Below are 24,432 nucleotides of genomic sequence, written 5' to 3' on the forward strand. Positions count from 1 at the left end.
TGCGCGGCGGCCCCGGCGGGCCGGCCGGATCGCCGTCGGCGCCCCGGATGGGCGAGGCGGAACTGCTGCGGGCCGGCGCGGCGCACGGTTGGCGGCTGGACCAGCCGCACGCCGTCGCCGGGATCGCCTACACCGGGGAGCAGCAGCGCCGCTGGGCGTCCGCGCTGAGCTGGCTGGACCGGCCGGTGCTGGCCGAGGGACGGCTGGCCTGGACCCTGCTGAACGGCGACGTCGAGCGCGAGGTGACCCGGTTGCGGGCCCGGCTGGACCAGATCGTCGGCCCCGGGCAGGTCCGGGTGGTCGCCGGGCCGCTGGTGACCGGGCCGGCCCGGACGGCGGCCTCGTTCCGCGACGCGGACCGGCTGCTGCGGCTGCTGCTGCGCTCGTCGGACGGGCGGTCCGAGCTGCCGTTCGGGCAGGCCGGCCTGGCGCAGGTCCTGCTGGCGGTGCCGGACGAGCGGCTGCGCTGGTACGTGCACCGGCACCTGGGGCCGATCGCCCACCGCGACGACCTGCTGCGCACCCTGGACTGCTGGCTGGCGACCGGGGGCAGCCGGCAGGCGGTGAGCGAACGGCTGCACCTGCACCGCAACTCGGTGGGCTACCGGGTCGGCCTGATCAAGCGGCTGCTGGGGGTCGATCCGCTCGACCCGCAGACGGTCGCGGTGCTGCGTACGGCGCTGGTCGCGCGGGATCTGCTGGCCGCGTCCGAGGCCGGTTGATCCCCTGGTGGGTGGCCTGTGAACAGCCTGGACGCCCGGCTTCGTTAACCGTTCCGCCTCTTTTGCGGCAAGCCGTTGACACGCCGCCGCCCCGCAGGCAGAGTACGTCCCCAAGCAGCGAGAATCACAATGCAAGACGCCATATTGACTGGTAGACCATGGGGGAGGTTGCGGTGCGGGCGATGGTCCAGACCGGTTTCGGGGGTCCCGAGGTGCTGAGCCTGCGGCACCTGCCCGACCCCGAGCCGGGCCCCGCCGACGTGGTCGTCCGGGTGCACACCGCCGCCCTCAACCGCCTCGACCTGCTCCAGCGGCACACCGCCCTGCTCCCCGGCTTCACCCTGCCGCACACCGGCGGCATGGACGTCGCCGGCCAGGTCAGCGCCGTCGGGCCGCAGGTCACCACGGTACGCCCCGGTGACCGGGTGCTGATCGACCCGACCATCGGCTGCGGAACCTGCGCCACCTGCAAGAACGGCCAGCCGGGCTACTGCGCCACGCTGGCCGTGGTCGGCGGCAACCGGCCCGGCGGCTTCGCCGAGTACGTCACCGTCCCCGCCACCGTCGTGCACCGGGTGCCCGCCCACGTCGACCTCGCCGAGGCCGCCGCGCTGCCCACCGCCTGGAGCCTCGGCTGGCACGCCGTGCACGGCGTCGGCGCCGTCCGCCCCGGGGAGTGGGTGCTGGTGCAGGCCGCCACGAGCGCGGTCAGCATCGCCGCCATCCAACTCGCCCGCCGGGCCGGCGCCCGGGTGCTCGCCGTGGCCCGTACCGAGGCCAAGCGGGCCGTCGCCGCCGACCTCGGCGCGGACGTGCTCGACCTCGACGACCACACCGTCGAGCGGGTACGCGAGCACACCGACGGCCACGGCGTCGACCTGGTCGTCGACCACGTCGGCACCGCCACCTGGGCCACCTCGCTGGCCAGCCTGCGCACCGGCGGCCGGATCGTGCTGCTCGGCAACACCACCGGCGACCAGGTCAGCTTCTCCCTCTCCGACGTCTACCGGCGGGGGCTGCGGCTGCTCGGGGCCGGGGCCTACCGCCCGGCCGACTTCGCCGACATGCTCGACGCCTACTTCACCGGTGGCCTGCGGGTGCTCCGGGGCGCGGAGTACCCGCTGGCCGACCTGGCGCAGGCGTACGCCCGGCAGGAGTCCGGTGACCTCGTCGGCAAGATCCTCGTACGGCCATGACCACCATCCCGACGGCGGCCACCGCCGACCCCCGCCCGGCGGACCTGCTGATCGTCGACGCCGAGATCGTCACCATGGCCCCCGACCGGGCGGTCGTCCCCGGCGGCACGATCGCCGTGGTCGACGGCCGGGTCGCCGCGATCGGCCCGGCGGCGACCCTGCGCGCGGCGTACCCGGGCAGCCCCGAACTCGACGCCACCGGCTGCGTGGTCGTCCCCGGTCTGGTCAACGCCCACCAGCACACCACCGCCGACCCGCTGGTGCGCAGCAGCATCCCCGACGACGTACCGGCCCAGCAGGCGATCTTCGACTGGATCGTGCCGCTGCACGCCGCGGTCACCGGCGACGACGACGAACTGTCGGCCACCCTCACCGCCGTCGAGTCGCTCAGCTACGGGGTCACCACCCTGCTGGAACCCGGGACGGTGGCGCACCCGCTGCGGGTCGCCGCCGGGCTGCGCGCCGCCGGCATCCGGGCCCGGGTCGGCGGCTGGGGTTGGGACGCCGACGACGCCCCGTACGCCCGACCGGCCGCCGAGACCCTCGCCGTGCAGGCCGAGACGGTCGCCGCACTGGCCGGCGACCCGCTGGTCACCGGCTGGATCACCCTGGTCGGGCACGACCTGGTCAGCGACGACCTGTTCACCGGCGCGGCGGAGTTGGCCGACCGGCTCGACGTCGGAATGACCTGGCACCTGTCGCCCGGCCCCGAGGACGCCGCCGCCTTCGCCGCCGCCGGTCGGGCCCGGCCGGTGCGGCACCTGGCCGACCTCGGCGTGCTCGGCCCCCGGCTGCTGCTCGGCCACGCGGTGTGGCTCGACGACGCCGAGGTCGACGCGCTCGTCGAGACCGGCACGGCGGTCGCCTCCTGCCCGGGTGCCTACCTGCGGCTCGGCCAGGGCTTCACCCGGGCCGGCCGGCACACCGCGCTGCACCGGGCCGGCGGCCGGCTCGCGCTGGGCTGCGACTCGCACAACGCCGGGGACACCCCGGACCTGTGGCGGGCCGCCCGACTCTTCGCCGGCCTGGAGCGGGACCGGGGCGTCCCCGACCCGCTGCGCGCCGACGAGGTCTTCGCCCTGGCCACCGTCGACGGCGCCGCCGCCGTCGGGCTCGGGGCGCGGACCGGTTCGATCGAGGTCGGCAAGGCCGCCGACCTGGTGCTGCTCGACACCCGGACCGTCCCCTGGACCCCGCGCGGTGACCTGCCCACCCAGCTCGTCTGGGGCGCGGCCGGGCACACCGTCCGGGACGTCCTGGTCGACGGCCGGCTGGTGGTCCGCGACCGGCGGGTCACCACCGTCGACGTCGACGCCCTGCGCGAGGAGGCCGCCCAGCGTCGGGCCGCCCTGCTGCGCCGGGTCGGCATCGACATCCCCCCTCGCTGGCCCACCGTGCCAGCGACCGAGTACTCCGCGCGCCGGTCCGTGCCGGGCGGCGCGCCGACCCCACGTGAAGGGAAAGCACCATGACAATGAGGATTGGTCGGGGTCCGGCGGCGCTGCTCGCCGGGGCGCTGGGGTTCGCCCTGGTCGGTTGCGCGAGCAACGACGCGACCGCGCCGTCGGCGGCCGGTTCGGCCAGCAGCGGTACGGCCCCCGCCGGGCAGCCCGACGCCAACGGTGACGGCAAGGTCGTCATCGGCGTGCTCAGCCCCGGCGACATCAACGACAACGGCTACTACGAGAGCTTCGTCGTCGGTGCCGAGAAGTTCGCCACCGAGAAGGGCTGGCAGGTCATCAAGCGCGGCAACGTGCCGCCGACCGAGGCGCTCAGCGCCGCCCGCGCGCTGTGCCAGCAGGGCGTGGACATGGTGGCGCTCGGGGCCTCCGAGCTCAAGGACGCCATCCCCGCCTCCGAGGAGCCGGTCTGCGCCAAGACCTCCTGGTACGTGCCGTCGTCGGAGAACATCCCGCAGAGCCCCCGGGTGACGCTGTCCAGCGACGACCCCAACCAGAGCATGCTCGCCGCCGGGTACGCCACCGGCCTGGTCATGCAGGCGAAGAACGCCACCAAGGCCGGTTTCGTCACCGGCATGGAGGCCGACTTCTCGGTCAACGCCGCCAAGGCGTACAAGGCCGGCATCCGGATGGTGGTGCCGAACGCGACCCTGGTGACCACCTACACCGGTGACTTCAACGACTCGGCGAAGGCCCGGGAGGCCGTCCAGGCGCAGATCAGCCAGGGCGTCAAGGTCGTCTACCCGTACCTGGGCGGGGCCACCGACGCGGCCGCCAAGCTGGCCAACACCGGTGGCGCGCTCACCCTGACCCCGGGCACCGACCGGTGCGACTCGACCGACCCGCGCTTCGACATCTCGGTCATCTTCGACCCGGGCGCGTACTTCGCCGCCGCGCTGGAGCTGTTCGCCAAGGGTGAGATGACCCTCGGCACCACCAAGAAGTGGGAGCTCGGCAAGGACCCGTTCCCGGCCGTCAAGATCTGCAAGCCGACTCCGGAGCAGACCCAGAAGATGGACGCCTTCGTCGCCGACGTGGCCAGCGGCAAGACCGACACCGCCGCGACGGTCGCCAAGCTCGGCTCCTGACCCCCGCTGCCCGACGACCAACGAGGTGTAACGGACTGTGGACGTTGACGACCAGCTGACGCCGGCTCTCACCCTGCGCGGGGTCAGCAAGCGTTACGGTCCGGTTGTCGCCTGCGACGCCGTGGATCTCGCCGTACGACCCGGCGAGATCCACGGCCTGCTCGGCGAGAACGGGGCCGGAAAGTCGACCCTGATGAAGATCCTGCTCGGGTTGGTACACCGCGACGCCGGCACCATCACGCGCGGCACCGAACCGGTCGAGATCGACAGTCCGCAGGTCGCCGCCGACCTCGGCCTGGGCATGGTGCACCAGCACTTCAGCCTGATCGAACCGCTCACCGTCTGGGAGAACGTCATCCTCGGCGACACCGGGCGGATCGACCGGGCGGCGGCCTGCGCCCAGGTCGAGGAGGTGTCCCGCCGGTACGGGCTGCCCATCGACCCGCACGCCCGCATCGACCGGCTCTCCGCCGGGGAACGGCAGCGGGTCGAGCTGATCAAGTGCCTGCGCCGCGACCCGTCCATCCTGATCCTGGACGAGCCGACCTCGGTGCTCACCCAGGCCGAGTCGGCGGAGCTGTTCACCGTGCTGCGCCGGGTGGTGCAGGCGGAACGGCGGGCGGTCATCCTGATCAGCCACAAGCTCGCCGAGATCATGGCGGCCACCGACCGGGTGACCGTGCTGCGGCGCGGCGCGGTGGCGTTCCACGGCGCGACGAAGGACACCACCGCCCAGCAACTCGCCCGGCAGATGGTCGGCCGGGAGGTGTCGTTGCAGTCCGAGAGCGCGGCGCTGGGCCTGCTGCCGGTGGAGCGTCCCGAACCGGTCGAGGGCGTCGCCCCCGCGGCCGGGGACCCGACGACGCCGGAGCAGCCGGCGGCGCTGCGGCTGCGCGAGGTGACCCTGCTCGTCGGCGGCCTGCCGGTGCTGGACAAGCTCAGCCTCGACGTCGCCCCCGGCGAGATCGTCGGCCTGTACGGCGTCGAGGGCAACGGCCAGGCCACCGTCGGTGAGCTGCTGTCGGGGCTGCTCGTCCCCGACTCCGGCACCGTCGAGCTCGACGGCCGGCCGGTCGACCTGGTCCGGCCCGGCGCGCTGCACACCGCCGGTCTCGGCATCGTGCCCGAGGACCGGCACCACTCCGGCGTCGTGCTCGACATGAGCGTCGCCGAGAACCTGGTGATGAAGTCCCTCGCCGGGGTCACCGCACGCGGGGTGCTCAGCCGACGCAGGATGCACCGGATCGCCCAGCGGCAGATGGCCGAGTTCAACATCGTGGCGCCCTCGCCGGACACCCCGCTGCGTAGCCTCTCCGGCGGCAACCAGCAGCGGGTGGTGCTCGCCCGGGAGCTGTCCGCCGGGCCGAAGGCGCTGGTCGCCGCGCAACCCACCCACGGGCTGGACGTCGGCGCGATCGAAGACATGTACGTGCGGCTGCGGCAGGCCGCCGCGGAAGGGGTGGCGGTGTTGCTGATCTCCACGGAGCTGGAGGAGGTGATGGCCCTGGCCAACCGGATCGCGGTGATCTCCTCCGGCCGGATCGTCGGGGTGCTCCCCACCGCCGAGGCCACCGCCGAGCGGCTCGGCATGCTGGTCGGCGGGGTGAGTCACTGATGGCCACCCTCGGTATCGACGGCACCGGCCAGCGGCTGCTGCGCCGGCTCAACCCCGGCCCCGGTGGCTGGCAGGTCGGCCTCGCCACGGTCGCCACGGTGGGCGTCGCGCTCGGCCTGTCGGCCCTGCTGATCGCGGTCACCGGCGGCTCGCCGGCCGCCTCCACCAAGGCCCTCTACCAGGGCAGCATGGCCACCCCGGCGGCCTGGTCCACCTCCCTGCTGTACGTCGCGCCGCTGCTGCTGGTCGCCGTCGGGGCCTGCGTCAGCGCCCGCTCCGGCTTCTTCAACATCGGCCAGGAGGGGCAGGTGCTGATCGGCGCGCTCGCCGGCGCGTGGGTCGGCCTGCGGCTGGCCGTACCCGGGCCGCTGCTGCTGGTCCTGGTGCTGCTCGCCTCGGTGGTCGGTGCCGGCGTCTGGGCCGGGCTCAGCGCCCTGATGTACCGGTTCCGGGGCGTCAACATCGTGGTGAGCACGATGCTGATGACGTTCCTCGCCCAGCAGCTCATCTCGTTCGCGGTGAACACGCCGTGGCTGCTCCAGGAGTCCCGGCTCGGCCGGGGCACCCTGTCGCCCCAGTCCAACCCGGTGCCGGAGAACGCCCGGCTCACCTCCCTCGGCGACTACCCGAACCTCCAGCTCAACGGCGGTCTGGTGCTGGCCGTCGTGGTGGCGGTCGTGCTGGCGCTGGTGATGGCGCGTACCCGGTGGGGTTTCCGGTTGAAGATGGTCGGCCTCAACCCGGCGGCGGCCCGGCACGCGGGCGTGCGGGTCGGCGCCCTCGGCGGCATCGCCCTGGCGATCTCCGGGGCGCTGGCCGGCCTGGCCGGCGCGCTGCTGCTGACCAGCCCGGTCGGCACCAACCGGTTGCAGCCGGGCATGTCGCTCAACATCGGCTGGGACGGCCTGCTGGTCGCCCTGGTCGCCCGGAACAACCCGCTGCTGGCCATCCCGGTGGCGGTGCTGTTCGGCGTGCTGCGGGCCGGCGGTAGCTTCCTGGCCGCCACCGGCGTGCCGTCGTTCCTGGTCGACGTGGTCAAGGCACTGCTGGTGCTGGCCTTCGTCGCACCGCCGGTGGTGATCGGCATGCTGCGCCGACGCCGCCTGGCCGACCAGCCGGCGACCCCCACCACCCCGACCACCCCGGTCGCCGCGGTGGCCACGCCCGAGCCGGCCGACCCGCCGGCCCCGGCGGCGTCGGTGCCGGCCCCCCGGTCCGCCGCGCCGGAACCGGCGGACCCCGGCGACGCCGGGACCGCCGGCACCAAGGACGCCATGGAAGGCAGGTTGGCATGAGCGCCGCCGACAACATCGCCACCATCCTCTCCAGCGGGGCCCGGCTCACCGTGCCCCTGGCCTTCGCCGCCTGCGGGGAGTACGTCGCCCAGCGCGCCGGCACCCTGAACATCTCCGTCGAGGCGATGATGCTCGGGGCGGCGTTCGGGTCGATCGCGGTCGCCAGCGCCACCGGCAGCGCCACCATCGGCCTGGTGGCCGGTGCGCTGGTCGGGGTCGCGGTGGCGTTCGTGCACGGCGTCCTGTCGCACCGGGTGCAGATCAACACGTTCGTCGTCGGCCTGGTGCTCAACGCGCTGGTGCTCGGCCTGACCAGCTACCTGATCACGGTGAGCACCTTCACCGGCCACCAGGTCTGGCAGGTGGACATCCCCGTGCTGCGGGACATCCCGATCGTCGGCCCGATGCTGTTCGTGCAACGCTGGCCGGTCTACCTGCTGCTGGCGGTGATCCCGCTGACCTGGTGGCTGGTCGAGCGCAGCCGGTGGGGGCTGGAACTGCGGGCGGTGGGGGAGAACCCGCAGGCCGCCGACGTCAGCGGGATCGAGGTCAACAAGCGACGGCGGCAGGCGCTGCTGTGGTGCGGGCTGCTCGCCGGGCTCGGCGGGGCGTACCTGGCCGTCGGCGAGGTCGGCTCGTTCAACCAGAACATGACCGCCGGCCGGGGCTACCTGGTCATCGCGGCGGTCATCTTCGGGGCCTGGCGGTTGGGCCGGACCCTGATCGGCTGCGTCGTCTTCGGCCTGGCCGACGCGATGCGGCTGGCGCTGCCGGCGCTCGGGGTCACCATGAACTCGCAGCTGCTGATCGCCGCGCCCTACCTGCTGGCCCTGCTGGCGATGCTGGTGTTCGCCACCGCCCACCGCGAACCCCGGGCGCTGGCCCAACCGTTCCAACGCGGCACCACCTGACGGGGGATTCCCCGACTCCGGTCCGCCCACACGGCGCAGCGGCCACCCTCCTCCGGTGGCGGTCGCTGCGCCGTGTGGGTTTCTGGGTCGGCACCCGCCCGCCGTGGGGGTCGTCTCTCGTTGCTCACGAGGACCCGGCGGTCCCACGGGGCATACCATGACTTTTTGTCACGATCGGTCGTGACAGCGGGACACTTCTCCAGCGCCTCGCGCGCTTGATTGGCTGGTCAGGCATCCCGGGAGTGATCCGGATGCGCCGCCGATCCGAAAGAAGAACCCATGCGTAAGCCCGTGCGAGTCGTGCTCACCACCCTCGGTGTCCTGGTCGCCGTGCCGGTGCTCCTGCTCGCGACCACCGCCGTGGTCAACGTCGTGGCGACGAGGTCGGAAGCCTCCTCGATCACCCGGTACGGGCAACTCGTCCCTATGGACGGCAAGCAGATGAACGTGGTGGTCGCGGGCAGCGGTGCCGAGACGATCGTGCTGCTGCCCGGCCTCGGCACCGCCGCCCCCGGGCTCGACTTCCAACCGCTGATCACGGAACTCCAGCGCACCTACCGGGTCGTCGCGGTCGAACCGTTCGGCACCGGCCTGAGCGACCCCGCCGACACCGACCGCACCGCCGCGAACATCACCCGGGAGGTGCACGAGGCGCTGCGGCACCTCGGCATCGACCGGTACGTGTTGATGGGCCACTCGGTCGCCGGGATCTACGCGCTGACCTACGCCGCCAGCTACCCCGACGAACTCGTCGCCTTCGTCGGCATCGACAGCAGCGTCCCCGACCAGCCCGGCTGGGACGACCCGATCCCCACCGGCGTGATCGTCGGCCTGAGCAGGCTCGGCCTCACCCGCGCCCTGGCGGCGATCGCCGACGACCCGTACGCGGGCCTGCCCTACGACGAGCGGACCCGGGAGCAGTTGCGGTTGCTCACCGCGAAGAACACGGCCGCCCCGACCATGGTGAACGAGATGGAGCACGTCCCGGCGAACTTCGCCGCGGTCAGCGGGAAGACCTTCCCCAAGGGGCTTCCCGTCCTGTTGTTCGTCCGGTCGAACGACACCGACGTGGCGGACTGGGTCGCCCTGCACGAGCGGCAGGCGGCGAGCGTCGACACCGGTCAGGTCGTCCTCCTGACGGGCGACCACTACCTGCACCACACCCTGTCGCCGGAGATCGCCCAGCAGACCAGGGCCTTCCTGACGGCCCGGTCGCTACGCTGAGCCGGTGACGGACACCTGGCAGGGTGCGCCGCGAGTGGCCGCCGACCTGCGGGCGATGCGCCTGTTCACGGTGCTCTCGCTGGGGCTGGGCATGCTGATCGGTGGCGTCGTGCAGGTGCTGCTCGGCGTCGGCGTGGCAAGCGGCCCCCGGACGGTCGTCCTGGTGGCCGCGACGACCGCCGCCGTCCTGGCCGGGCTCGCCGCGATTCCCCTGCTGCTGCGGGGCCCCGACGAGGTGCCGCCCGGCCATCCGCTCGTCCTGGTGCTGCTGGCGCTGTCCGGCGCGGTGTGGGTGCTGGCCGTCGTGCCGCCGTTCGCCGGCTGGGGGTGGGCGTTCACCCTGGCGATGGCGGGCGGGGTGCTCAGTTGTCTGGTCCGGGGCCGGTGGCGGGCGACGGTGATCCTCGGCTGCTGGGCGGTGATCGGTCTCGGCGGCCTGATCGGCGTGCTGGCCCCGTCGCGCGTCGGGCCGCCGCCCGATGCGGCCGCCGACGCCATCGTGCTCAGCACCCTCGCGGTGTTCACCCTGCTGCCGCTGAGCGCGGTCTGGGTGCAGCAGGTGGTGCTGCGGCTGGAACACGCCCGCCGGCTCGCGTCCGACCTGGCGGTGGCGCGGGAGCGGCTCCGGTTCGCGACCGACCTGCACGACATCCAGGGCCACAACCTCCAGGTGATCGCGTTGAAGAGTGAACTGGCGGAGCGCCTGCTGACCGGCCAGCCCGAACGGGCCGGCCGGGAGATCGCCGAGATCCGCCGGATCGCGCAGGTCGCCCTCGACGACACCCGCGCGGTGGTGAACGACTACCGCACCGTCACCGTGGCGACGGAGGCACGCAACGCGGCGGCGGTGCTGCGCTCCGCCGGCATCCGCTGCACCGCACGCATCGACACCCCGGACCTGCCCGTGGCCCTCGGCGCGGTGTTCGCCGTCGCGATCAGGGAGGCGGTGACCAACGTGCTACGGCACAGCCGGGCGACCGACGCCACCATCGAACTCGTCCGCGTCGCGGCGGAGTACCGGCTGACCGTCACCAACGACGCCGCCGGGGTGCCGCGCCGCGACGGCACGGGCCTGGCCGGCCTCGCCGAACGCGTCGCGGCCCAGCGCGGAACGGTCGAGACCACCCGCGCGGGTGACACGTTCGTGTTGGTCGTCCGCATCCCCGCGCCGGACGCTGCGGGGCCTGCCCCGCAGGAGGCGACCCCGCCGGGGAGACGACGGGGGACCGGCCGGTGATCCGGATCGTGATCGCCGACGACGAGGAACTCATCCGGGGCGCGCTCGTGGCGCTGCTCTCCCTGGAGGCCGACATCGAGGTCGTCGCGGACGTCGCCGACGGCGAGGCCGCCGTCGCCGCCGTCGTCACCCACCGCCCCGACCTGACCCTGCTCGACCTCGAAATGCCCGGACTCGACGGGGTCGACGCCGCCCGCCGGCTGCTGCGGCTCGTCGCGACGCAGGTCGTCATCGTCACCCGGCACGCCCGACCGGGGACGTTGAAGCGGGCGCTGAACGCCGGGGTGCACGGCTTCGTGCCGAAGTCCACCCCGGCATCCGAGCTGGCCAGGATCATCCGGTCGGTGGCCGCCGGCGAACGCTACATCGATGCCCGTCTCGCCGCGTCGGCGCTGACCGAGCAGGAGAGCCCGCTGACGCCCCGGGAGATCGACGTACTGCGGCTGACCCGCGACGGCCTGCCCACCAAGCACGTCGCGCGGCAGCTCGGCCTCGCCCACGGCACCGTCCGCAACCACATCTCGTCCGCGATGGCGAAACTCAACGTCGGTTCCCGCACCGACGCCGCCACGATCGCCTGGGAACAGGGCTGGATCTGACCGCCCCGCCGACGCCTTTCGCCGTGTCGCGGGGACGCCCGTCGACGCTTTTCGCTATTTCGCCGATGTGGCGGTATCGAAGTGACTTCGACCCCCCAACATCGGCGACATTGAGTCGATCACGCGACGTCCGTCCGGCGGATGGGCCGGATGAGCAGGCGTCACGCATCGGGTGGTACGGGTGTACGGTCCGTGGTGGCAGCCTGTCGGTTTCGGCTGGCAGGGATCTCGTGTCACCGGGGGAGTGCGCTGATGCCTCGTCGCTCTATTCCTGACGATCCGTCGATCGGTGATCGTATTCGTGCCCGTCGGGAGTTGCGTGGTTGGAGCGTGCGGTATGCGGCCAGTCGGGCGGGCATCTCCCATACGTCGTGGTCGCGTATCGAGCGGGGGCGGCAGCGCACCGACCGGTACATGGTGGTGGATCTGGCGGCGGCCCTGGAGTGTTCGGTGGTCGATCTGACGGGTCAGGCGTACACGCCGGCTGACCGGCAGCTCGACGCGGCCCGCATTGATGCCGAGCGGGTCTGGCGGATCATGATGGACACTCCGTTGACCAGGCGCTCCGCCGCGACGGCGACGCTCGAACAGGTGCGCCGTGAGGCGGCGCTGGTGCGCGGACTGTACGGGCGGTGCGATTACGCGGGTGCGTTGCGGCGGCTGGTGGATCTCGTGCCGGCGATGCACGGCCTGGCGGACCGGCGGGCTGCGTTGTCGGAGATGGTGCCGGTGTACGGCGTGGCCATGGGGTCGTTGCTGAACGTCAGCTATCCGGCCCATGCCTGGCTGGCGGCTGAGCGTTGTGCCGAGGCTGCCGGGTTGCTCGACGACGGGGTGGCGGTCGGGGTGGCGGCGGCCAACCGGGCGCGGGTGTCGGCCTACTCCGGGGCGTACGGGCCGGCGCGCGCGTGGTGTGACGCGGCGGCTGCCGATCTTGCGGGTAGCGCTGCCGATGGCGCGTTGGACGTGCTGGGGTTCCTGCACCTGGCGCGGGCGCACCATCTCGCCGGTCTGCGGGAGCGGGCCGGTGCCGAGGATCATCTCGCCGAGGCGGCGCGGATCGCCGCGCACACCGGGGAGACCGAGAACTGGGATCTGGTCTGGGGCCCACGGAACGTGGCCCTGTGGACGATGGCGTTCCAGCTCGACACGGGTCGCCCGGAATTGGCGATGCGGACGGCGGCGGGTGTGGAGGTGGCCGGTCTGCCGGCGGTGCGCCAGGTGTACTTCTGGCTCGACATGAGCCGGGCGGCCGAGGGTACCGGTCGGGATCGTGACGCCGTGCGGATGCTGCTCGCTGCGGAGCGGATCGGGCCGCAGCATGCCCGCTCGTCGGTCGCCGCCCGGGAGACGGCGCGGTCGTTGCTGCGTAAGGGGGCGACCTCGCCCGAGCTGCGGGGGCTGTGCGAACGGATGAGCCTGACCACGGGTGGTGCGTAAGCGTTCCAGCCTTCCCATGCGCGCTCCGTAGCGTCCTGACCACGGTGCGGTGACGCCTCGTCGGTCTGGTGACCGGCCGCCGCTGCGCCGCTGATCGTGCGCGGCGGCAGCTTCAGTTCGTACCGCCGGGCCCTTGCGGAGGGGACGCGGGTGGGCGACAGGGAACGTGATCCGGGTGAGAGCCGGGGCGAGCGGATTCAGGCGGTCGAGCGGGAGGCGGCGCGGCAGCGGTTGCTCGCGCAGGCCGAGGCGGACCGGATTCCGGTGGAGGAGACGACGCGGGCGGTGCCGGATCGGCGGTGGCGTCGTGGACAGCGGTGAGTTGTTGCCGGTCGGTCGGCGGGTGGCGCACTGGCGGGGGCGGCGTGGGTTGTCGCAGCAGGTGTTCGCCGACCGGTTGGGTAAGTCGAAGAGTTGGGTGGACAAGGTCGAGCGGGGTGTCCGGACGCTGGACAAGGTGTCCACGCTCCAGGACATCGCCGCTGTCCTGAGCATCGACCCGGGTGTGCTGCTCGGCCGGGACCTCCGGCCGGCCGACGTGCCCGGTCCGGTCGAGGCGGTGGACCGGGTCCGGGAGGCGCTGTCGACGTACGACGTCGTGGTGGGAAGGCCGTCAGTGCCGGGCCGGGTCGTGCCGGCGGATCGTGTGGGGCGGGACGTCACCCACGCGTGGGTCGCCTTCCAGCATGCCCGGTATACGCAGGTGACCGGGATGCTCCCGGGGTTGGTGGGTGGCGCGCAGCGTGCCCATGCCGGTGATCCGGTCGCGGGCCGGCCGGTGCTGGTGCAGGTGTACCGGCTTGCCGCAGCACTGCTGGTCAAGCTCGGTGAGGTGGATCTGGCCTGGTTGGCCGCCGACCGGGCGATGACTGTCGCGGCCGGTGAGGTGGGGTCGGTGGCTGCCGCGACCGTGCAGCTCAGCCAGGTGTTGCGGGCGTCGGGGCGGGTGCGGGCGGCCCGGTCGACGGCACTGGCCGCCGCGTACCGGATCGCCCCGCCCGACCTCGACGGTGCGTCCGCCCCGGAGTTGTCGTTGTGCGGGACGCTGGTCGTGCAGGCGGCTTTGGCTGCCGCCCGTGACGGCGACGATCACGCCACGGCCGCGCTGCTCGACGAGGCCGCCGGGATGGCGGACCGGGTGGGTGACGGCCACGACCATCACCGGACCGGGTTCGGACCGGTGGCGGTGGATCTGGCCCGGGTCGTCGCCGCCCTCGACCTGGGCGAGGCGAGAGCAGCGGTGGCCTGGCACGAGAAGACCACCGCCCGCGACGGCTGGCGGTGGCTGCCCACCGAACACCGCGCCGGGCACCTGCTCGACGCCGCCCGCGCCTACCTGAACGCCGGTGATCCGGGCAACGCCTGCCGGGTCCTGGTCGCGGCCGAGCGCACCGCCCCCTGCGAGGTACGCCTGCGGCCCGCGGCCCGCGCGGTCCTCGCCCGGCTGGTCCGCGACCCGTACGCCCCCGCCACGGTCATCCAACTCGCCGCCACGCTCCGGGTGACCTGACCACGACCGCGCCACCGTTCGGCGCTGTCGTGCCGGTATGGCGGTATCAGAGCGCTCCGATACCGCCACACCGGCACAACAGCGCCAAAAAACCCTCAGGGTCGGCGGCGGAGGGTGGGGTCGGTCAGGGCCGGCACCCGGTAGCCGGCGTCGGCCGGGTTGACGTCGTGGCCCGGCCGGACCAGTTCGTCGATCCGGTCCAGCACGTCGGCCGGCAGCCCGGCCGGCTCCCCGGCGGGCAGTTGGCTGCGCAGTTGGGCGAGGGTACGCGGGCCGATGATGGCGCTGGTGACCGCCGGGTGGCTCAGCACGAAGCCGAGCGCCAGGTCGATCAGCGTCAGACCGCTCTCGTCGGCGAGGGTGGCCAGCTCGTCGACCAGGGCGAGCTTGCGGTCCCGGGCGGCGGCGTCGCGGAAGTCGAAGTGGTCGCCGTTGCGTCCGGCACGGGAGTCCGCCGGTACGTCCGTCGACCGGTACTTGCCGGTCAGCCAGCCGCCGTTGAGCGGGCTGAACACCAGCACGCCGAGCCGGTACCGGGCGCTGGTGGGCAGGGCGGCGGCCTCGACACCCCGGGTCAGGACGGAGTAGCCGAGCTGTTCGGTGGTGAAGCGTTCCCGCTGCCGGCGTTCGGCCACCCACTGCGCCTCGACGATCTGCTCGGCGGGGAACGCCGAGGTGCCGATCATCCGGACCTTGCCCTCCCGGACCAGGTCGGTCAGCGCGCCGAGGGTCTGGTCGACGTCGGTGAGCGGGTCGGGGCGGTGCACCTGGTATAGGTCGATCCAGTCGGTGCCCAGCCGGCGCAGGCTGCCCTCCACCGCCTGCCTGATCCAGCGGCGGGAGTTGCCGCGCCGGTTGCGGTCGTCCCCCATCGGCTCGTGGAACTTGGTGGCCAGCACCACGTCGTCGCGGCGGCCACGCAGCGCCCGGCCGAGGATCTCCTCGGATTCGCCGTGGGCGTACACGTCGGCGGTGTCGACCAGGTTGATCCCGGCGTCGAGCGCCTCGGCGACGATCCGGTGGCACTCCTGCTCGTCGGTGTTACCCCAGGCGCCGAACATCATGGTGCCCAGGCAGAGGGTGCTCACCTCGACCCCGGTCCCACCCAGTCTGCGGTACTGCATGATCCGATCGTCCTCCCGTACGCGATGTGCCCCCACGCTGGCACGCGGGCCGGCCGGCGGCACCGTCCCGGCGCGTCGAAGCGGACCCGCCGGCTTTGTGTCCCCGGCACATCGACCCGGCCGCCGAACAGTGAATAGGCTGGTGAAAGCGATAGTGATGGACATTTCGGTACGGTGGAGGTAACAGTGGCGACCGGCCTGACCCAAGCCCGATGGACGCATGTGGCGTTGCCTACCGGCGACCTCGACAAGGCGATCTCGTTCTACACCACGCTCACCCCGCTGGTGGTCGTGGAGCGGTTCGCCGACGCCGACGGCGAGAGCGTCTGGCTCTCCAACGACAAGCAGGTCGAGACCCCGTTCGTGCTGGTGCTCGTCTCCTTCAACAAGGACAAGGGCGGCCAGCTCGGCCTGCTGCACCCGTTCGCGCACATCGGCATCGAGGTGCCGCAGCGTTCGGACGTCGACGAGATCGCCGGGCGGGCCCGCGAGCTGGGTTGCCTGCACTGGGAGCCGCGTCAGATGCCGCCGCCGGTCGGCTACATCTGCGCGCTGAAGGACCCCGACGGCAACGTCATCGAGATCTCCCACGACCAGCAGGTCTTCGACACCGTGCGGCGTCGGTGGGGGAGCTGACCGCAGCGTCCACCCGCGCCGCCGTGCAGCGGTACCTGGCGGCGTTGAACGCCCACGACGCCGATGCCGTCGCCGGCTGCGTCAGCGTCGACTTCGTCAACGAGCACACCGCCGCCCTCGGTCGGACGGTGGTCGGCCGGGCCCGGTACCGGGCCCGGCTCGACGGCTTCCTGGCCGAGTTCGTCGACCTGCGCTACGAGGTCGAGGAACTGCTCGCCGACGCCGACCGGGCGGCGGTGGCGTACCGGATGTCGTTCCGGCTGGCCTCGGCCGGCCGGGCCCCGGTGCGCATCCGTGGCGTGTTCCGGTTCCGGGTCGACGCCGACGGTCTGATCGCCCACCGGGTCGACTACTGGGACAGCGGCGAGGTCCACCGTCAGCTCGCGGGTGCCTCCGAACCGCCGCCCGTCCCCGGTTCGGGGGCGGGCGGTCCGGCGTAGCCGGCTTTGCGGACCCGGCGTGCGGTGGTGTCCGTGTCGCCGGATGCGGCCCGTGCTCGGTAGAGTTCGCCTTTCGGTGGACGGCGAGTGCGAGGTGACGCGGTGACGGGCGGAGTCGACGAGTCGGCCGGTGACGCGCCGGCGATCCAGACCGTGCAGCGGGCCGCCACCATCCTCCAGGCGTTCTCGGTGGAGCGGCCCCGGCTCACCCTGGCCGAGCTGACCGCCGACCTGGCCGTCAGCCGGGCCACCGCGCACCGGTACGCCCGTGCGTTGCGGGCGGCCAACCTGCTGCGTTTCGACGTGGCCACCGCCACCTACACGCTGGGTCCGCAGGTGTTGGCGATGGAGGCCGCCGCCCGCGCGGCGCTGCCCATCGTCACCGCCGCCGAACCCCACCTGGACCGGCTCACCCGGTTGACCAACCAGACCTCGGTGCTCAGCGTGTGGAACGGTGAGGCGCCCACGGTGGTCCGCTGCATGGACAACACCAGCGGCGACGTGCGGCTCAGCGTGCGGACGGGCTCGCCGTTGGATCTGCTGCGCTCGGCGCAGGGCCGGGTCTTCTGCGCCTACCTGTCGGCCACCGAGGCGCCCTCGGTGGCCCGCCAGTTGCGGCTGTCGGCGGGCCTGCGGGCGGTCGTCGAGCAGGTCCGCCGGGACGGTTTCGCGGTCAACTCCCCGGAGGATTCCGGGGTACGCGTGCTGGCCGCGCCGGTGTTCGAGCGGACCCAGGTGGTGGCCGCGCTGGCGGTACTGGGCACCAGCACGGCGCTGTCCGGCGCGGTGGAGGCCGCCGCGGCGGACAGCCTGCGGTTGGTGGCCCGGGAGTTGTCCGAGGCGCTCGGCGCGGGCTGACGCCGGGGTGGCCCGCCTACGTCAGCGGTGACCGTTGCCGCCGGCCGCAGGGTGCTGGCCGTTGGCGTTGACCGGCAGGTGGCCGTTGCCGCCACTGCCCAGCTCGGCGGTGACCAGGGCGGCGACGCGTTGCAGGGCGATGGCGAGCGTGCTGTCGGTGCCCTCGGGGACCGAGGTGGTGGTGCCGACGATGGCCATGGCGGCGATCAGGGTGCTGCCCCGGAAGATCGGCGCGGCGATGCTGCGGACCCCGTTGGCCGAGGGCGTGTTGGCCGAGATGCCGGTCCGTCGGATCTTCTCGACCTCCCGGCGCAGCTCGGCGGAGGCGGCGATCTCCTCGGCCAGCCCCGGCACGTCGGCCTCAGGGAGGAACGCGCAGAACACCCGGCCCTGGGCGGATTCGGTGCGGGACAGCCGGGAGCCGGTCCGGACGCTGACCCGGATCACCCGGTCGGTGTTGTCGTCGGCGCGGACCACCACGGCGGTGTCGCCGTCCCAGACGCTGAGCACCACCGTCTCGTCGATCTCGCGGACCAGTTGCTGCATGCGCGGGCCGGCGATGCTGATCACCGGCATCGCCGCGCGGGCGGCGGCGGAGAGGGTCAGGATCTGCGGGCCGAGGGAGTAGAGTCCCTCCCGCTCGTCGTAGCGCAGCAGGTTGCTCTCCCGCAGCGCCTTGGTGTAGCGGTGCGCGGTGGCCTTGCTGGTGCCGAGGCTGGCGGTGAGTTCGTTGAGGCTCAGGCGCGGGCGGGCCGCGGTGAACGCGTTGAGGATGACCGCCGCGCGCTGCACGGTCTGGATCGCCGGTGAGCTGGGGTCAGCGCTCTTGACCGGCGAAGGGGCATCGTCCGCCATCTGGATTCCTTTGTGCGCAGAGTGAGACAGTATCATGGCATATGACACGTCAGCCTGTCGATGCCTGCTGGTGGCGCAGCGCGATGTCCGCGTACAACCGGGCGAAACGCACCAGTTCCGGCAGGGCGTACCTTTCCCGTCGCGGGTCGGTCGGATCGGGCGGTAACGCCGGCGGGCCCAGCCGTACGGTGGGCACTCCCCGGGCGCGCAGCACCACCCCGTCGGTCGACCCGGTCCACCCGCGCAGCGGCACCGGCGGCCGGCCGTACGCGGCGAGCCAGGCGGCGCCGGCGTGCCGGCAGATCGGCGCGGTGGGCGGGGTGGCCGCGGACGGGTGGGCCGGATGGCCGGCCACGGCCAGCCCGCAGTCGGCCAGCGGGGTGTCGCGCAGCCGCCGGGTCAGGGTGGCCCGCAGTGCGTCGGTGATCTGCGTCGGATCGTCGCCGGGCACCGTGGTCAGGTAGAGGTGCAGGTCCAGCACCCCGGGCAGCAGGTCGGGCTTGCCCGGCTGGCCGGCCCGCACCGCCCCCAGGCCCAGTTCCGCCCCGACCGGGGCGTCCGGGTCGGCCCGCTGGGCCAGGTGCACCCGACGGAACTCCTCCAGCGCCTCGACGACCACGCCGAGGTGGGCGAGCAGCCCGCCGGGGGGCGTGGCGGTGTCCCGGAACAGCGCCGGGTGGAACCCGCTGGACAGCCGGACCCGCAGGAACATCGCCCCCGGTTCGGCGGTGAGGATGCCCGGCGGGCTGGTCTTGGCCACGATCGCGGCGGCCGGTCGTGGCCGGCCGCGCAGGTGGTGCAGGACCCCGCCGGTGGTGGGGGCCGGCGCGACACCGTCCTCCGGCCCGGCGGTGGGGTCGTCGCGGTGGGTGCCGGTGGCGGCGAGCAGCAGGGTCAGCCGGTGCGGCCGGCCGGCGGCCCGGAGGGTCTCGGCGGCGGCGGCGTAACCGACCAGGGCGGCGGCCGCCGCCGCCCGCGCCACCCCGAGGCCGAAGCCGCTGACCACCTCCCCGGCCGGGCCGGACAGCTCCAGCGCCGGGGCGGGGGAGTGCCGGCCGGTGATCGGGGCGTCGAACCCGGTCCCGCCGGTCAGCGAGGTGTCCAGGTGCGAGTAGATCAACAGTTCGGGGCGGTCGCCCAGGTCGGAGCCGCCGACCAGGTTGGCGCTGTCGGGCGTGGTCGCCGTGTGCTCCAGCGGGTCGACCCGCCAGGACAGCTCCGGCCAGCGGGCGGTGGCCCAGTCGGCGACCCGGAGCGCGGTGGCCCGTTCCCGGCCGTACGGGCTGGGCTGGGCGGTGAGCGCGGCCAGGGCGTCGACCAGGGTGGCCTCGTCGACCGCCCGCGCGGCGGCGTGGCGCAGGGGCGCCGGTACCTCGTCGTCCATCCGCTCCCTCTCGCCAGCGTGACTTCATTCAAGATGACGTCTCGTATGTTGACATACTCTGGGCGCTGTCTCTAGCGTGGCCTGACACCAAACGACATCGCCCCGCATCCGGCGACGTCGCGGAACGGGCCCGGCACCCCGGATCGGCTGCGCGCCCGGACCTGCCGCTGCGACGCGGATGCGGCCGGCCGACCGAACCGCAGGAGGACCGATGACCTACGTGGTCACCGACGAATGTGTGGACGTACAGGATCGGTCCTGCGTCGAGGAATGCCCGGTGGACTGCATCTACGAGGGCGACCGGATGATGTACATCAACCCCGACGAGTGCGTCGACTGCGGGCGCTGCGAGCCGGTCTGCCCGGTCACCTCGATCTTCCACCTCGACGACCTGCCCGCCGACCGCGCCCGGTTCGGGCCGATCAACGCCGAGTTCTTCACCGAGATCGGCACCCCGGGCGGCGCCCGCAAGATCGGCCGGGTCGGCCACGACCACCCGGCCATCGCGGAAAGCGCCAGCTGATGGCCGAGCGGCACGAGGTCGATCTCGCGATCATCGGCGCCGGCCCGGCCGGTCTCTACGCCACCTACTACGCCGGCTTCCGGGGGATGAGCGTGGCGGTGATCGACTCGCTGCCCGAACCCGGCGGGCAGATCGCCGCCCTCTACCCCGAGAAGGCGATCTACGACATCGCCGGCCTGCCCGCCGTGCGCGGCCAGGAACTCGTCGACGCCCTGCTCACCCAGGCCGCCACCGCCAAGCCGACGTTCCTGCTCGGGCAGAGCGCCATCGAGCTGACCTGCGCCGAGGACCACGTGCTGATCGGCACCGACACCGGCACCCAGGTCCGGGCGGCGGCCGTGCTGCTGACCGCCGGCATCGGCACCTTCACCCCCCGCGAACTCCCCGTCGGCAGCGACCACCTCGGCCGGGGCCTGCGCTACTTCGTCCCCCGGTTGGAGGAACTCGCCGGGCAGGAGGTCGTCGTGGTCGGCGGCGGCGACTCCGCCGTCGACTGGGCGCTGGCCCTGGAGCCGTACGCCAGCAGCGTCACCCTGGTGCACCGCCGCCCGCAGTTCCGCGCCCACGAACGCAGCGTCACCCAGCTGCACGAGTCGACCGTGCGGGTGCTCACCCCGTACGAGGTGTGCGGGATCGACGGGGAACAGACCGTCGAGGCGGTGCGGATCGCCGAGGTGCGCGGCGAGGGCCGGCAGACCCTGCCCGCCCAGGCGGTGGTCGCCGCGCTCGGCTTCATCGCCGACCTGAGCGCGATGGAGCGCTGGGGGCTGGAGATGCGCCGCCGCTACGTCGCCGTGGACCGGTCGATGCGGACCAACCTGCCCCGGGTCTTCGCCGCCGGCGACATCACCGACTACGACGGCAAGGTCCGGCTGATCTCGGTCGGCTTCGGTGAGGCCGCCGCCGCCGTCAACAACCTGGCCCCGCTGGTCAACCCGGCGCTCGGCACCGTACCCGGCCACTCCTCGGACGCCGCATGACCGCCCCCGCGCCCACCGACGCGCACCTCGTCGCCACCCGGTACGGGCTGGGCCGGATCACCGGCGACGACGTCGAACTGCTCGACCTGCCCGCCCCGGACGTGGCCGCCCTGCTGCGCGCCGGCCGGGGGCTCGCCCCCGCCGCCGAGGCCCGGGTCCGCCGCCGCCTGCCGCTGGAGACCCTCGTCGGCGACCTGCGCCCACCGCTGGCCGCCACCCGCGCGGTGTGGGGCGTCGGGCTGAACTACCACTGCAAGGCCCGCACCACCGGCCGGGCCCTGCCCACCCAGCCGGTGCTCTACCTGAAGTCGCCCAGCGCCGGCTCCGGCCCGGGGGACACCGTGCCGCTGCCCGGCTCGGTGAGCAGCCAGCCCGACTACGAGGGCGAGGTCGCCCTGGTCGTCGGCACCCGGATGCACCACACCCCGGCCGGGCAGGTCTGGGCGCACCTGGCCGCCGTCACCGCCGCCAACGACCTGACCGCCCGGGACGTGATGGCCGCCACGGGCAACCCCACCCTGGCCAAGAGCTTCCCCGGGTTCGGTGCCCTGGGTGCCTCCGTGCTCGGCCTGGGCGCGGTCGCCGACCGCGAGGCCATCGGCGTACGCACCACCGTCAACGGCGAGCTGCGCCAGCAGGCCAGCACCGCCGACCTGATCTTCCCGGTGCCCGACCTGCTCGCCTGGATCACCCGGTACGTGGTGCTGGAGCCGGGCGACGTGGTGCTCACCGGCACCCCGACCGGCACCGGTCAGGACCGGGGCTGCTTCCTGAGCCCCGGCGACCAGGTGGAGGTCACCGTCGCCGGGGTGCTGCCCCTGCGTACCCGGTTCGGTGCCGAGAGCCCGGACCACCCCGCGCCGGCCGCCGTCGACGCGTCGACCCACTCGCTTCGCACAGAGAGCCCGATGTCATGAGTGAGAATTCCGAGCGGTACGACCTGGTGCTGGCCGGTGGCCAGGTGTTCGACGGTCAGACCGGAACCAGCCAGGTCGCCGACGTCGCGGTGACCGGCGACCGGGTGGCCCGGATCGCGCCCGGCCTCGCCGCCGACGCCGACCGGGTGATCGACTGCGCCGGGCGGTACGTGCTGCCCGGCCTGGTCGAGGCGCACACCCACATCTTCGCCGAGGTCTCCAAGGTCGGTGCCCCGCCGGACGAGGCGCACCTGCACCGGGGCGTCGTGGCCGCCTGCGACGCCGGCACCGTCGGCGCGTCCACCTTCGCCGCGTTCGAGAAGTACGTCGCCGCGCCGGCCCGGATGCGGCTGGTGAACTTCCTCAACGTCTCGGTCCTCGGCCTGATCGACTTCCGCTTCGGTGAGCTGATCAACCCGGGCACGCTCGTCCCCGAGGACGCCCTGGCGGTGGCCGAGGCGAACCCGCACCGGGTACGCGGTTTCAAGATCCGACTCTCCGAGGACGTCGTCGGGCTGGACTGGCGTCCGCTGCTCAAGCGTTCCCTGGCGCTCGCCGCCGAGGCCGGCCTGCCGCTGATGATCCACATCGGGGAGACGCCGGAGCCGCTGCCGGTGATCCTGCCCCTGCTGCGCCCCGGCGACGTGGTGGCGCACTGCTACACCGGCAAGCCGTACGGCATCCTCAACGACGGCACGGTGCTGCCCGAGGTGTACGCCGCCCGCGAGCGCGGGGTGCTGTTCGAATCCGCCCACGGCAAGAGCAACCTCAGCTTCGCCGTCGCCCGCCCGGCGATCGAGCAGGGCTTCCTGCCCGACGTGGTCACCTCCGACACCAGCGCCCGCAACTGGCGCGGCCCGGTGTTCGACCTGGTCACCAGCATGGCCAAGCTGCGCGCGATGGGGATGACCCTGGAGCAGCTCGTGCCCCGGGTGACGTCCGCGCCGGCCCGGCTGACCGGCCTGGACGCCGAGGGCTACGGCACCCTGGTCGAGGGCGGCCCGGCCCACGTCACGGTGCTGGCCGAGGCCGAGGAGGCGGTGCTGCCCGACGCCGCCGGTAACAAGATCACCGCACCCCGGCTGGAGCCGAGCGTGGTGCTGCTCGGCGGCGAGCAGGTGCCGACCGTGCCGTGGCGCGGGCTGCCCGCCACCGGGGCGTGAGGCCCTGATGTCCGCCGTCGGGCCGGTGTCGGGCGAACTGCGGCCCACCCCGCCGACCTCCGTCGAGCCGACCCCGCCGACCGGGGTGCACGGCCACCGCGCCCGGCTGCGGGCGACGCTGCGCGCCGGGGGCCAGCTCGCCGGCACGTTCGTCAAGCTGCCCGGCGGTGACGTGATCGCCCTGGCCGCCCGCTCCGGACTCGACTTCGTCGTGATCGACCTGGAGCACTCCGGCCTGGACGAGCGGACCGCCACCGACCAGCTCCGGCTCGCCGCCCTGGCCGGCCTGCCGGCGCTGGTGCGGGTGCCGGCCGTCGACCCCGGCCAGGTCAACCGGCTGCTGGAGGCCGGGGCGGTGGGGGTGCAGCTGTCGACCGTCCGCCGCCGGGCCGACGTGGAGGCGCTGCGCTCGGCCAGCCGGTACGCCCCGCACGGGCGGCGCAGCATCAGCCTGGCGCACCCGTCGGCCGGGTACGGCGGCGACGGCCTCGACCGGTACCTCGCGGTGGAGGCCGAGCACCCGCCCGTACTGGTGGCCCAGATCGAGACGGCGACCACCGACGACCCGCTGCCCGCCCTGCTGGCCGGGGTGGACGTGGGCTTCGTCGGGACCACCGACCTGGCGGTGAGCCTGGGCCTGGCGACCACCGACGACCCGGGGCCGCTGCTGCGGCGTACCGGGGACATCGCCGCCGCGGCCCGCACCACCGGGACCCACCTCGGCGGCTGGGTGCCCGAGCGGTCCGCCGTGGCGCTGGACCGCTGTGGCCTGACCGACGCGAGTTACCTCGTCGTCGGCTCGGACCTGCACCTGCTCGGCACCGGCCTGCGTCGGCTCGCCGCACCCCTCTGACCCGCCCGAGAAGGGACGCGTTCACATGCTCAACCCGCAGCTCTACCGCACCTCGGTCAACTGGGACGACATCCCGGCCACCGACGTCCGGCCCGGGGTGCGCCGCAAGGTGTACGCCACCGACGAGGTCCTCTTCGCCTGGCACGAACTGGCCGTCGGGATGGACCTCAACCCGCACCACCACGACGACTTCGACCAGCTGGTGCTGATCCTCGGCGGCCGGTGCAACTACTACGTCGACGGCGTGCCGCACCCGATGGGGCCGGGCTCGATGCTGCTGGTGCCGCGCGGCGCGGAGCACTACATCGAACCGACCGAGGGCCCGTGCATCAACGTGGACGTCTTCGCCCCGCCCCGGGCGGACTTCCTGCCGCACGCCTGGCGTCCCGGGCAGGGCTGACC

Annotated in this window: 25 protein-coding genes; 22 read left to right on the plus strand and 3 right to left on the minus strand. The window is 73.5% G+C overall.

Annotation, left to right across the window (positions count from 1 at the left end; all coding sequences use genetic code 11):
- The 13 genes from H1A17_RS21970 to H1A17_RS22025 all read left to right on the plus strand — a co-directional run.
- Positions 1-722: CdaR family transcriptional regulator (locus tag H1A17_RS21970; RefSeq protein WP_228544017.1), on the plus strand; the 722-nt coding region annotated here is incomplete at its 5' end.
- A gap of 182 nt (positions 723-904) precedes the next feature.
- The gene (locus H1A17_RS21975) at positions 905-1,918 is read left to right on the plus strand and encodes an alcohol dehydrogenase catalytic domain-containing protein (RefSeq protein WP_228544019.1); all 1,014 of its coding nucleotides are present in this window, start codon (positions 905-907) and stop codon (positions 1,916-1,918) included.
- Positions 1,915-3,390 (plus strand): amidohydrolase family protein, encoded by a 1,476-nt coding sequence (locus H1A17_RS21980; RefSeq protein ID WP_194822788.1) that lies wholly within the window; start codon positions 1,915-1,917, stop codon positions 3,388-3,390. The genes H1A17_RS21975 and H1A17_RS21980 overlap by 4 nt, the downstream gene beginning before the upstream one ends.
- Positions 3,387-4,466, plus strand: coding sequence for a BMP family ABC transporter substrate-binding protein (locus H1A17_RS21985; protein WP_145919455.1), 1,080 nt, complete (start codon positions 3,387-3,389; stop codon positions 4,464-4,466). The genes H1A17_RS21980 and H1A17_RS21985 overlap by 4 nt, the downstream gene beginning before the upstream one ends.
- A 37-nt stretch (positions 4,467-4,503) precedes the next feature.
- Complete coding sequence (locus H1A17_RS21990; protein ID WP_240762834.1) at positions 4,504-6,081, plus strand: ABC transporter ATP-binding protein; 1,578 nt, start codon at positions 4,504-4,506, stop codon at positions 6,079-6,081.
- Positions 6,081-7,376 carry an ABC transporter permease gene (locus tag H1A17_RS21995; protein WP_145919456.1) on the plus strand — a complete coding sequence of 432 codons (1,296 nt, stop codon included), beginning with the start codon at positions 6,081-6,083 and terminating at the stop codon, positions 7,374-7,376. Before H1A17_RS21990 ends, H1A17_RS21995 begins: the two co-directional genes overlap by 1 nt.
- Positions 7,373-8,287 (plus strand): ABC transporter permease, encoded by a 915-nt coding sequence (locus tag H1A17_RS22000; protein WP_145919457.1) that lies wholly within the window; start codon positions 7,373-7,375, stop codon positions 8,285-8,287. Before H1A17_RS21995 ends, H1A17_RS22000 begins: the two co-directional genes overlap by 4 nt.
- Before the next feature lie 279 nt (positions 8,288-8,566).
- A complete protein-coding gene (locus H1A17_RS22005; RefSeq protein ID WP_194822789.1) occupies positions 8,567-9,511 on the plus strand; it encodes an alpha/beta fold hydrolase in 945 nt (314 codons plus the stop codon).
- A 4-nt stretch (positions 9,512-9,515) separates the two neighbouring features.
- Positions 9,516-10,748 (plus strand): histidine kinase, encoded by a 1,233-nt coding sequence (locus H1A17_RS22010; RefSeq protein WP_194822790.1) that lies wholly within the window; start codon positions 9,516-9,518, stop codon positions 10,746-10,748.
- Positions 10,745-11,347 (plus strand): DNA-binding response regulator, encoded by a 603-nt coding sequence (locus H1A17_RS35635; RefSeq protein WP_194822791.1) that lies wholly within the window; start codon positions 10,745-10,747, stop codon positions 11,345-11,347. The genes H1A17_RS22010 and H1A17_RS35635 overlap by 4 nt, the downstream gene beginning before the upstream one ends.
- Positions 11,348-11,632: 285 nt before the next feature.
- Positions 11,633-12,787, plus strand: a complete 1,155-nt coding sequence (locus H1A17_RS22020) for a helix-turn-helix transcriptional regulator (RefSeq protein ID WP_309236835.1) — start codon at positions 11,633-11,635, stop codon at positions 12,785-12,787.
- A 150-nt stretch (positions 12,788-12,937) separates the two neighbouring features.
- On the plus strand, positions 12,938-13,108 hold the full coding sequence (locus H1A17_RS34680) for a hypothetical protein (RefSeq protein ID WP_228544018.1): 171 nt from the start codon (positions 12,938-12,940) through the stop codon (positions 13,106-13,108).
- Positions 13,095-14,297 carry a helix-turn-helix domain-containing protein gene (locus H1A17_RS22025; RefSeq protein WP_309236834.1) on the plus strand — a complete coding sequence of 401 codons (1,203 nt, stop codon included), beginning with the start codon at positions 13,095-13,097 and terminating at the stop codon, positions 14,295-14,297. The genes H1A17_RS34680 and H1A17_RS22025 overlap by 14 nt, the downstream gene beginning before the upstream one ends.
- A gap of 95 nt (positions 14,298-14,392) precedes the next feature.
- Here the strand turns inward: H1A17_RS22025 and H1A17_RS22030 are convergent, their stop codons facing one another.
- On the minus strand, positions 14,393-15,421 hold the full coding sequence (locus H1A17_RS22030; protein ID WP_194822792.1) for an aldo/keto reductase: 1,029 nt from the start codon (positions 15,419-15,421) through the stop codon (positions 14,393-14,395).
- 222 nt (positions 15,422-15,643) lie between these two features.
- Here H1A17_RS22030 and H1A17_RS22035 point away from each other — a divergent pair, with 222 nt between their 5' ends.
- The 3 genes from H1A17_RS22035 (at position 15,644) to H1A17_RS35640 (ending at position 17,355) form a co-directional block, all read left to right on the plus strand.
- On the plus strand, positions 15,644-16,057 hold the full coding sequence (locus H1A17_RS22035) for a VOC family protein (protein ID WP_240762839.1): 414 nt from the start codon (positions 15,644-15,646) through the stop codon (positions 16,055-16,057).
- The gene (locus H1A17_RS22040) at positions 16,045-16,497 is read left to right on the plus strand and encodes a nuclear transport factor 2 family protein (RefSeq protein WP_240762841.1); all 453 of its coding nucleotides are present in this window, start codon (positions 16,045-16,047) and stop codon (positions 16,495-16,497) included. The genes H1A17_RS22035 and H1A17_RS22040 overlap by 13 nt, the downstream gene beginning before the upstream one ends.
- A gap of 102 nt (positions 16,498-16,599) precedes the next feature.
- Entirely contained in the window at positions 16,600-17,355 is a 756-nt protein-coding gene (locus H1A17_RS35640; RefSeq protein WP_194822793.1) for an IclR family transcriptional regulator, read from the plus strand.
- Between the two features lie 21 nt (positions 17,356-17,376).
- Here H1A17_RS35640 and H1A17_RS22050 read toward each other — a convergent pair whose 3' ends face one another.
- Positions 17,377-18,210 (minus strand): IclR family transcriptional regulator, encoded by an 834-nt coding sequence (locus H1A17_RS22050; RefSeq protein WP_168222469.1) that lies wholly within the window; start codon positions 18,208-18,210, stop codon positions 17,377-17,379.
- Between the two features lie 49 nt (positions 18,211-18,259).
- A complete protein-coding gene (locus H1A17_RS22055) occupies positions 18,260-19,594 on the minus strand; it encodes a hypothetical protein (protein ID WP_145919465.1) in 1,335 nt (444 codons plus the stop codon).
- 211 nt (positions 19,595-19,805) lie between these two features.
- Here H1A17_RS22055 and fdxA point away from each other — a divergent pair, with 211 nt between their 5' ends.
- The 6 genes from fdxA to H1A17_RS22085 are packed head-to-tail and all read left to right on the plus strand — an operon-like array spanning position 19,806 to position 24,430.
- Positions 19,806-20,117 carry a ferredoxin gene (fdxA, locus tag H1A17_RS22060; protein WP_088647241.1) on the plus strand — a complete coding sequence of 104 codons (312 nt, stop codon included), beginning with the start codon at positions 19,806-19,808 and terminating at the stop codon, positions 20,115-20,117.
- Positions 20,117-21,097, plus strand: a complete 981-nt coding sequence (locus tag H1A17_RS22065; RefSeq protein ID WP_145919467.1) for an NAD(P)/FAD-dependent oxidoreductase — start codon at positions 20,117-20,119, stop codon at positions 21,095-21,097. The genes fdxA and H1A17_RS22065 overlap by 1 nt, the downstream gene beginning before the upstream one ends.
- Positions 21,094-22,014 carry a fumarylacetoacetate hydrolase family protein gene (locus tag H1A17_RS22070; RefSeq protein WP_194822794.1) on the plus strand — a complete coding sequence of 307 codons (921 nt, stop codon included), beginning with the start codon at positions 21,094-21,096 and terminating at the stop codon, positions 22,012-22,014. The genes H1A17_RS22065 and H1A17_RS22070 overlap by 4 nt, the downstream gene beginning before the upstream one ends.
- Positions 22,011-23,177, plus strand: a complete 1,167-nt coding sequence (locus tag H1A17_RS22075) for an amidohydrolase/deacetylase family metallohydrolase (RefSeq protein ID WP_145919469.1) — start codon at positions 22,011-22,013, stop codon at positions 23,175-23,177. The genes H1A17_RS22070 and H1A17_RS22075 overlap by 4 nt, the downstream gene beginning before the upstream one ends.
- Positions 23,178-23,184: 7 nt before the next feature.
- The gene (locus tag H1A17_RS22080) at positions 23,185-24,030 is read left to right on the plus strand and encodes an HpcH/HpaI aldolase/citrate lyase family protein (RefSeq protein ID WP_145919470.1); all 846 of its coding nucleotides are present in this window, start codon (positions 23,185-23,187) and stop codon (positions 24,028-24,030) included.
- Positions 24,031-24,055: 25 nt separating this feature from the next.
- The gene (locus tag H1A17_RS22085; RefSeq protein ID WP_088647236.1) at positions 24,056-24,430 is read left to right on the plus strand and encodes a cupin domain-containing protein; all 375 of its coding nucleotides are present in this window, start codon (positions 24,056-24,058) and stop codon (positions 24,428-24,430) included.
- Positions 24,431-24,432 lie beyond the last annotated feature (2 nt).

It is taken from the genome of Micromonospora sp. S-DT3-3-22 (genome assembly GCF_015354745.1).
Classification (GTDB): Bacteria; Actinomycetota; Actinomycetes; order Mycobacteriales; family Micromonosporaceae; genus Micromonospora; species Micromonospora wenchangensis.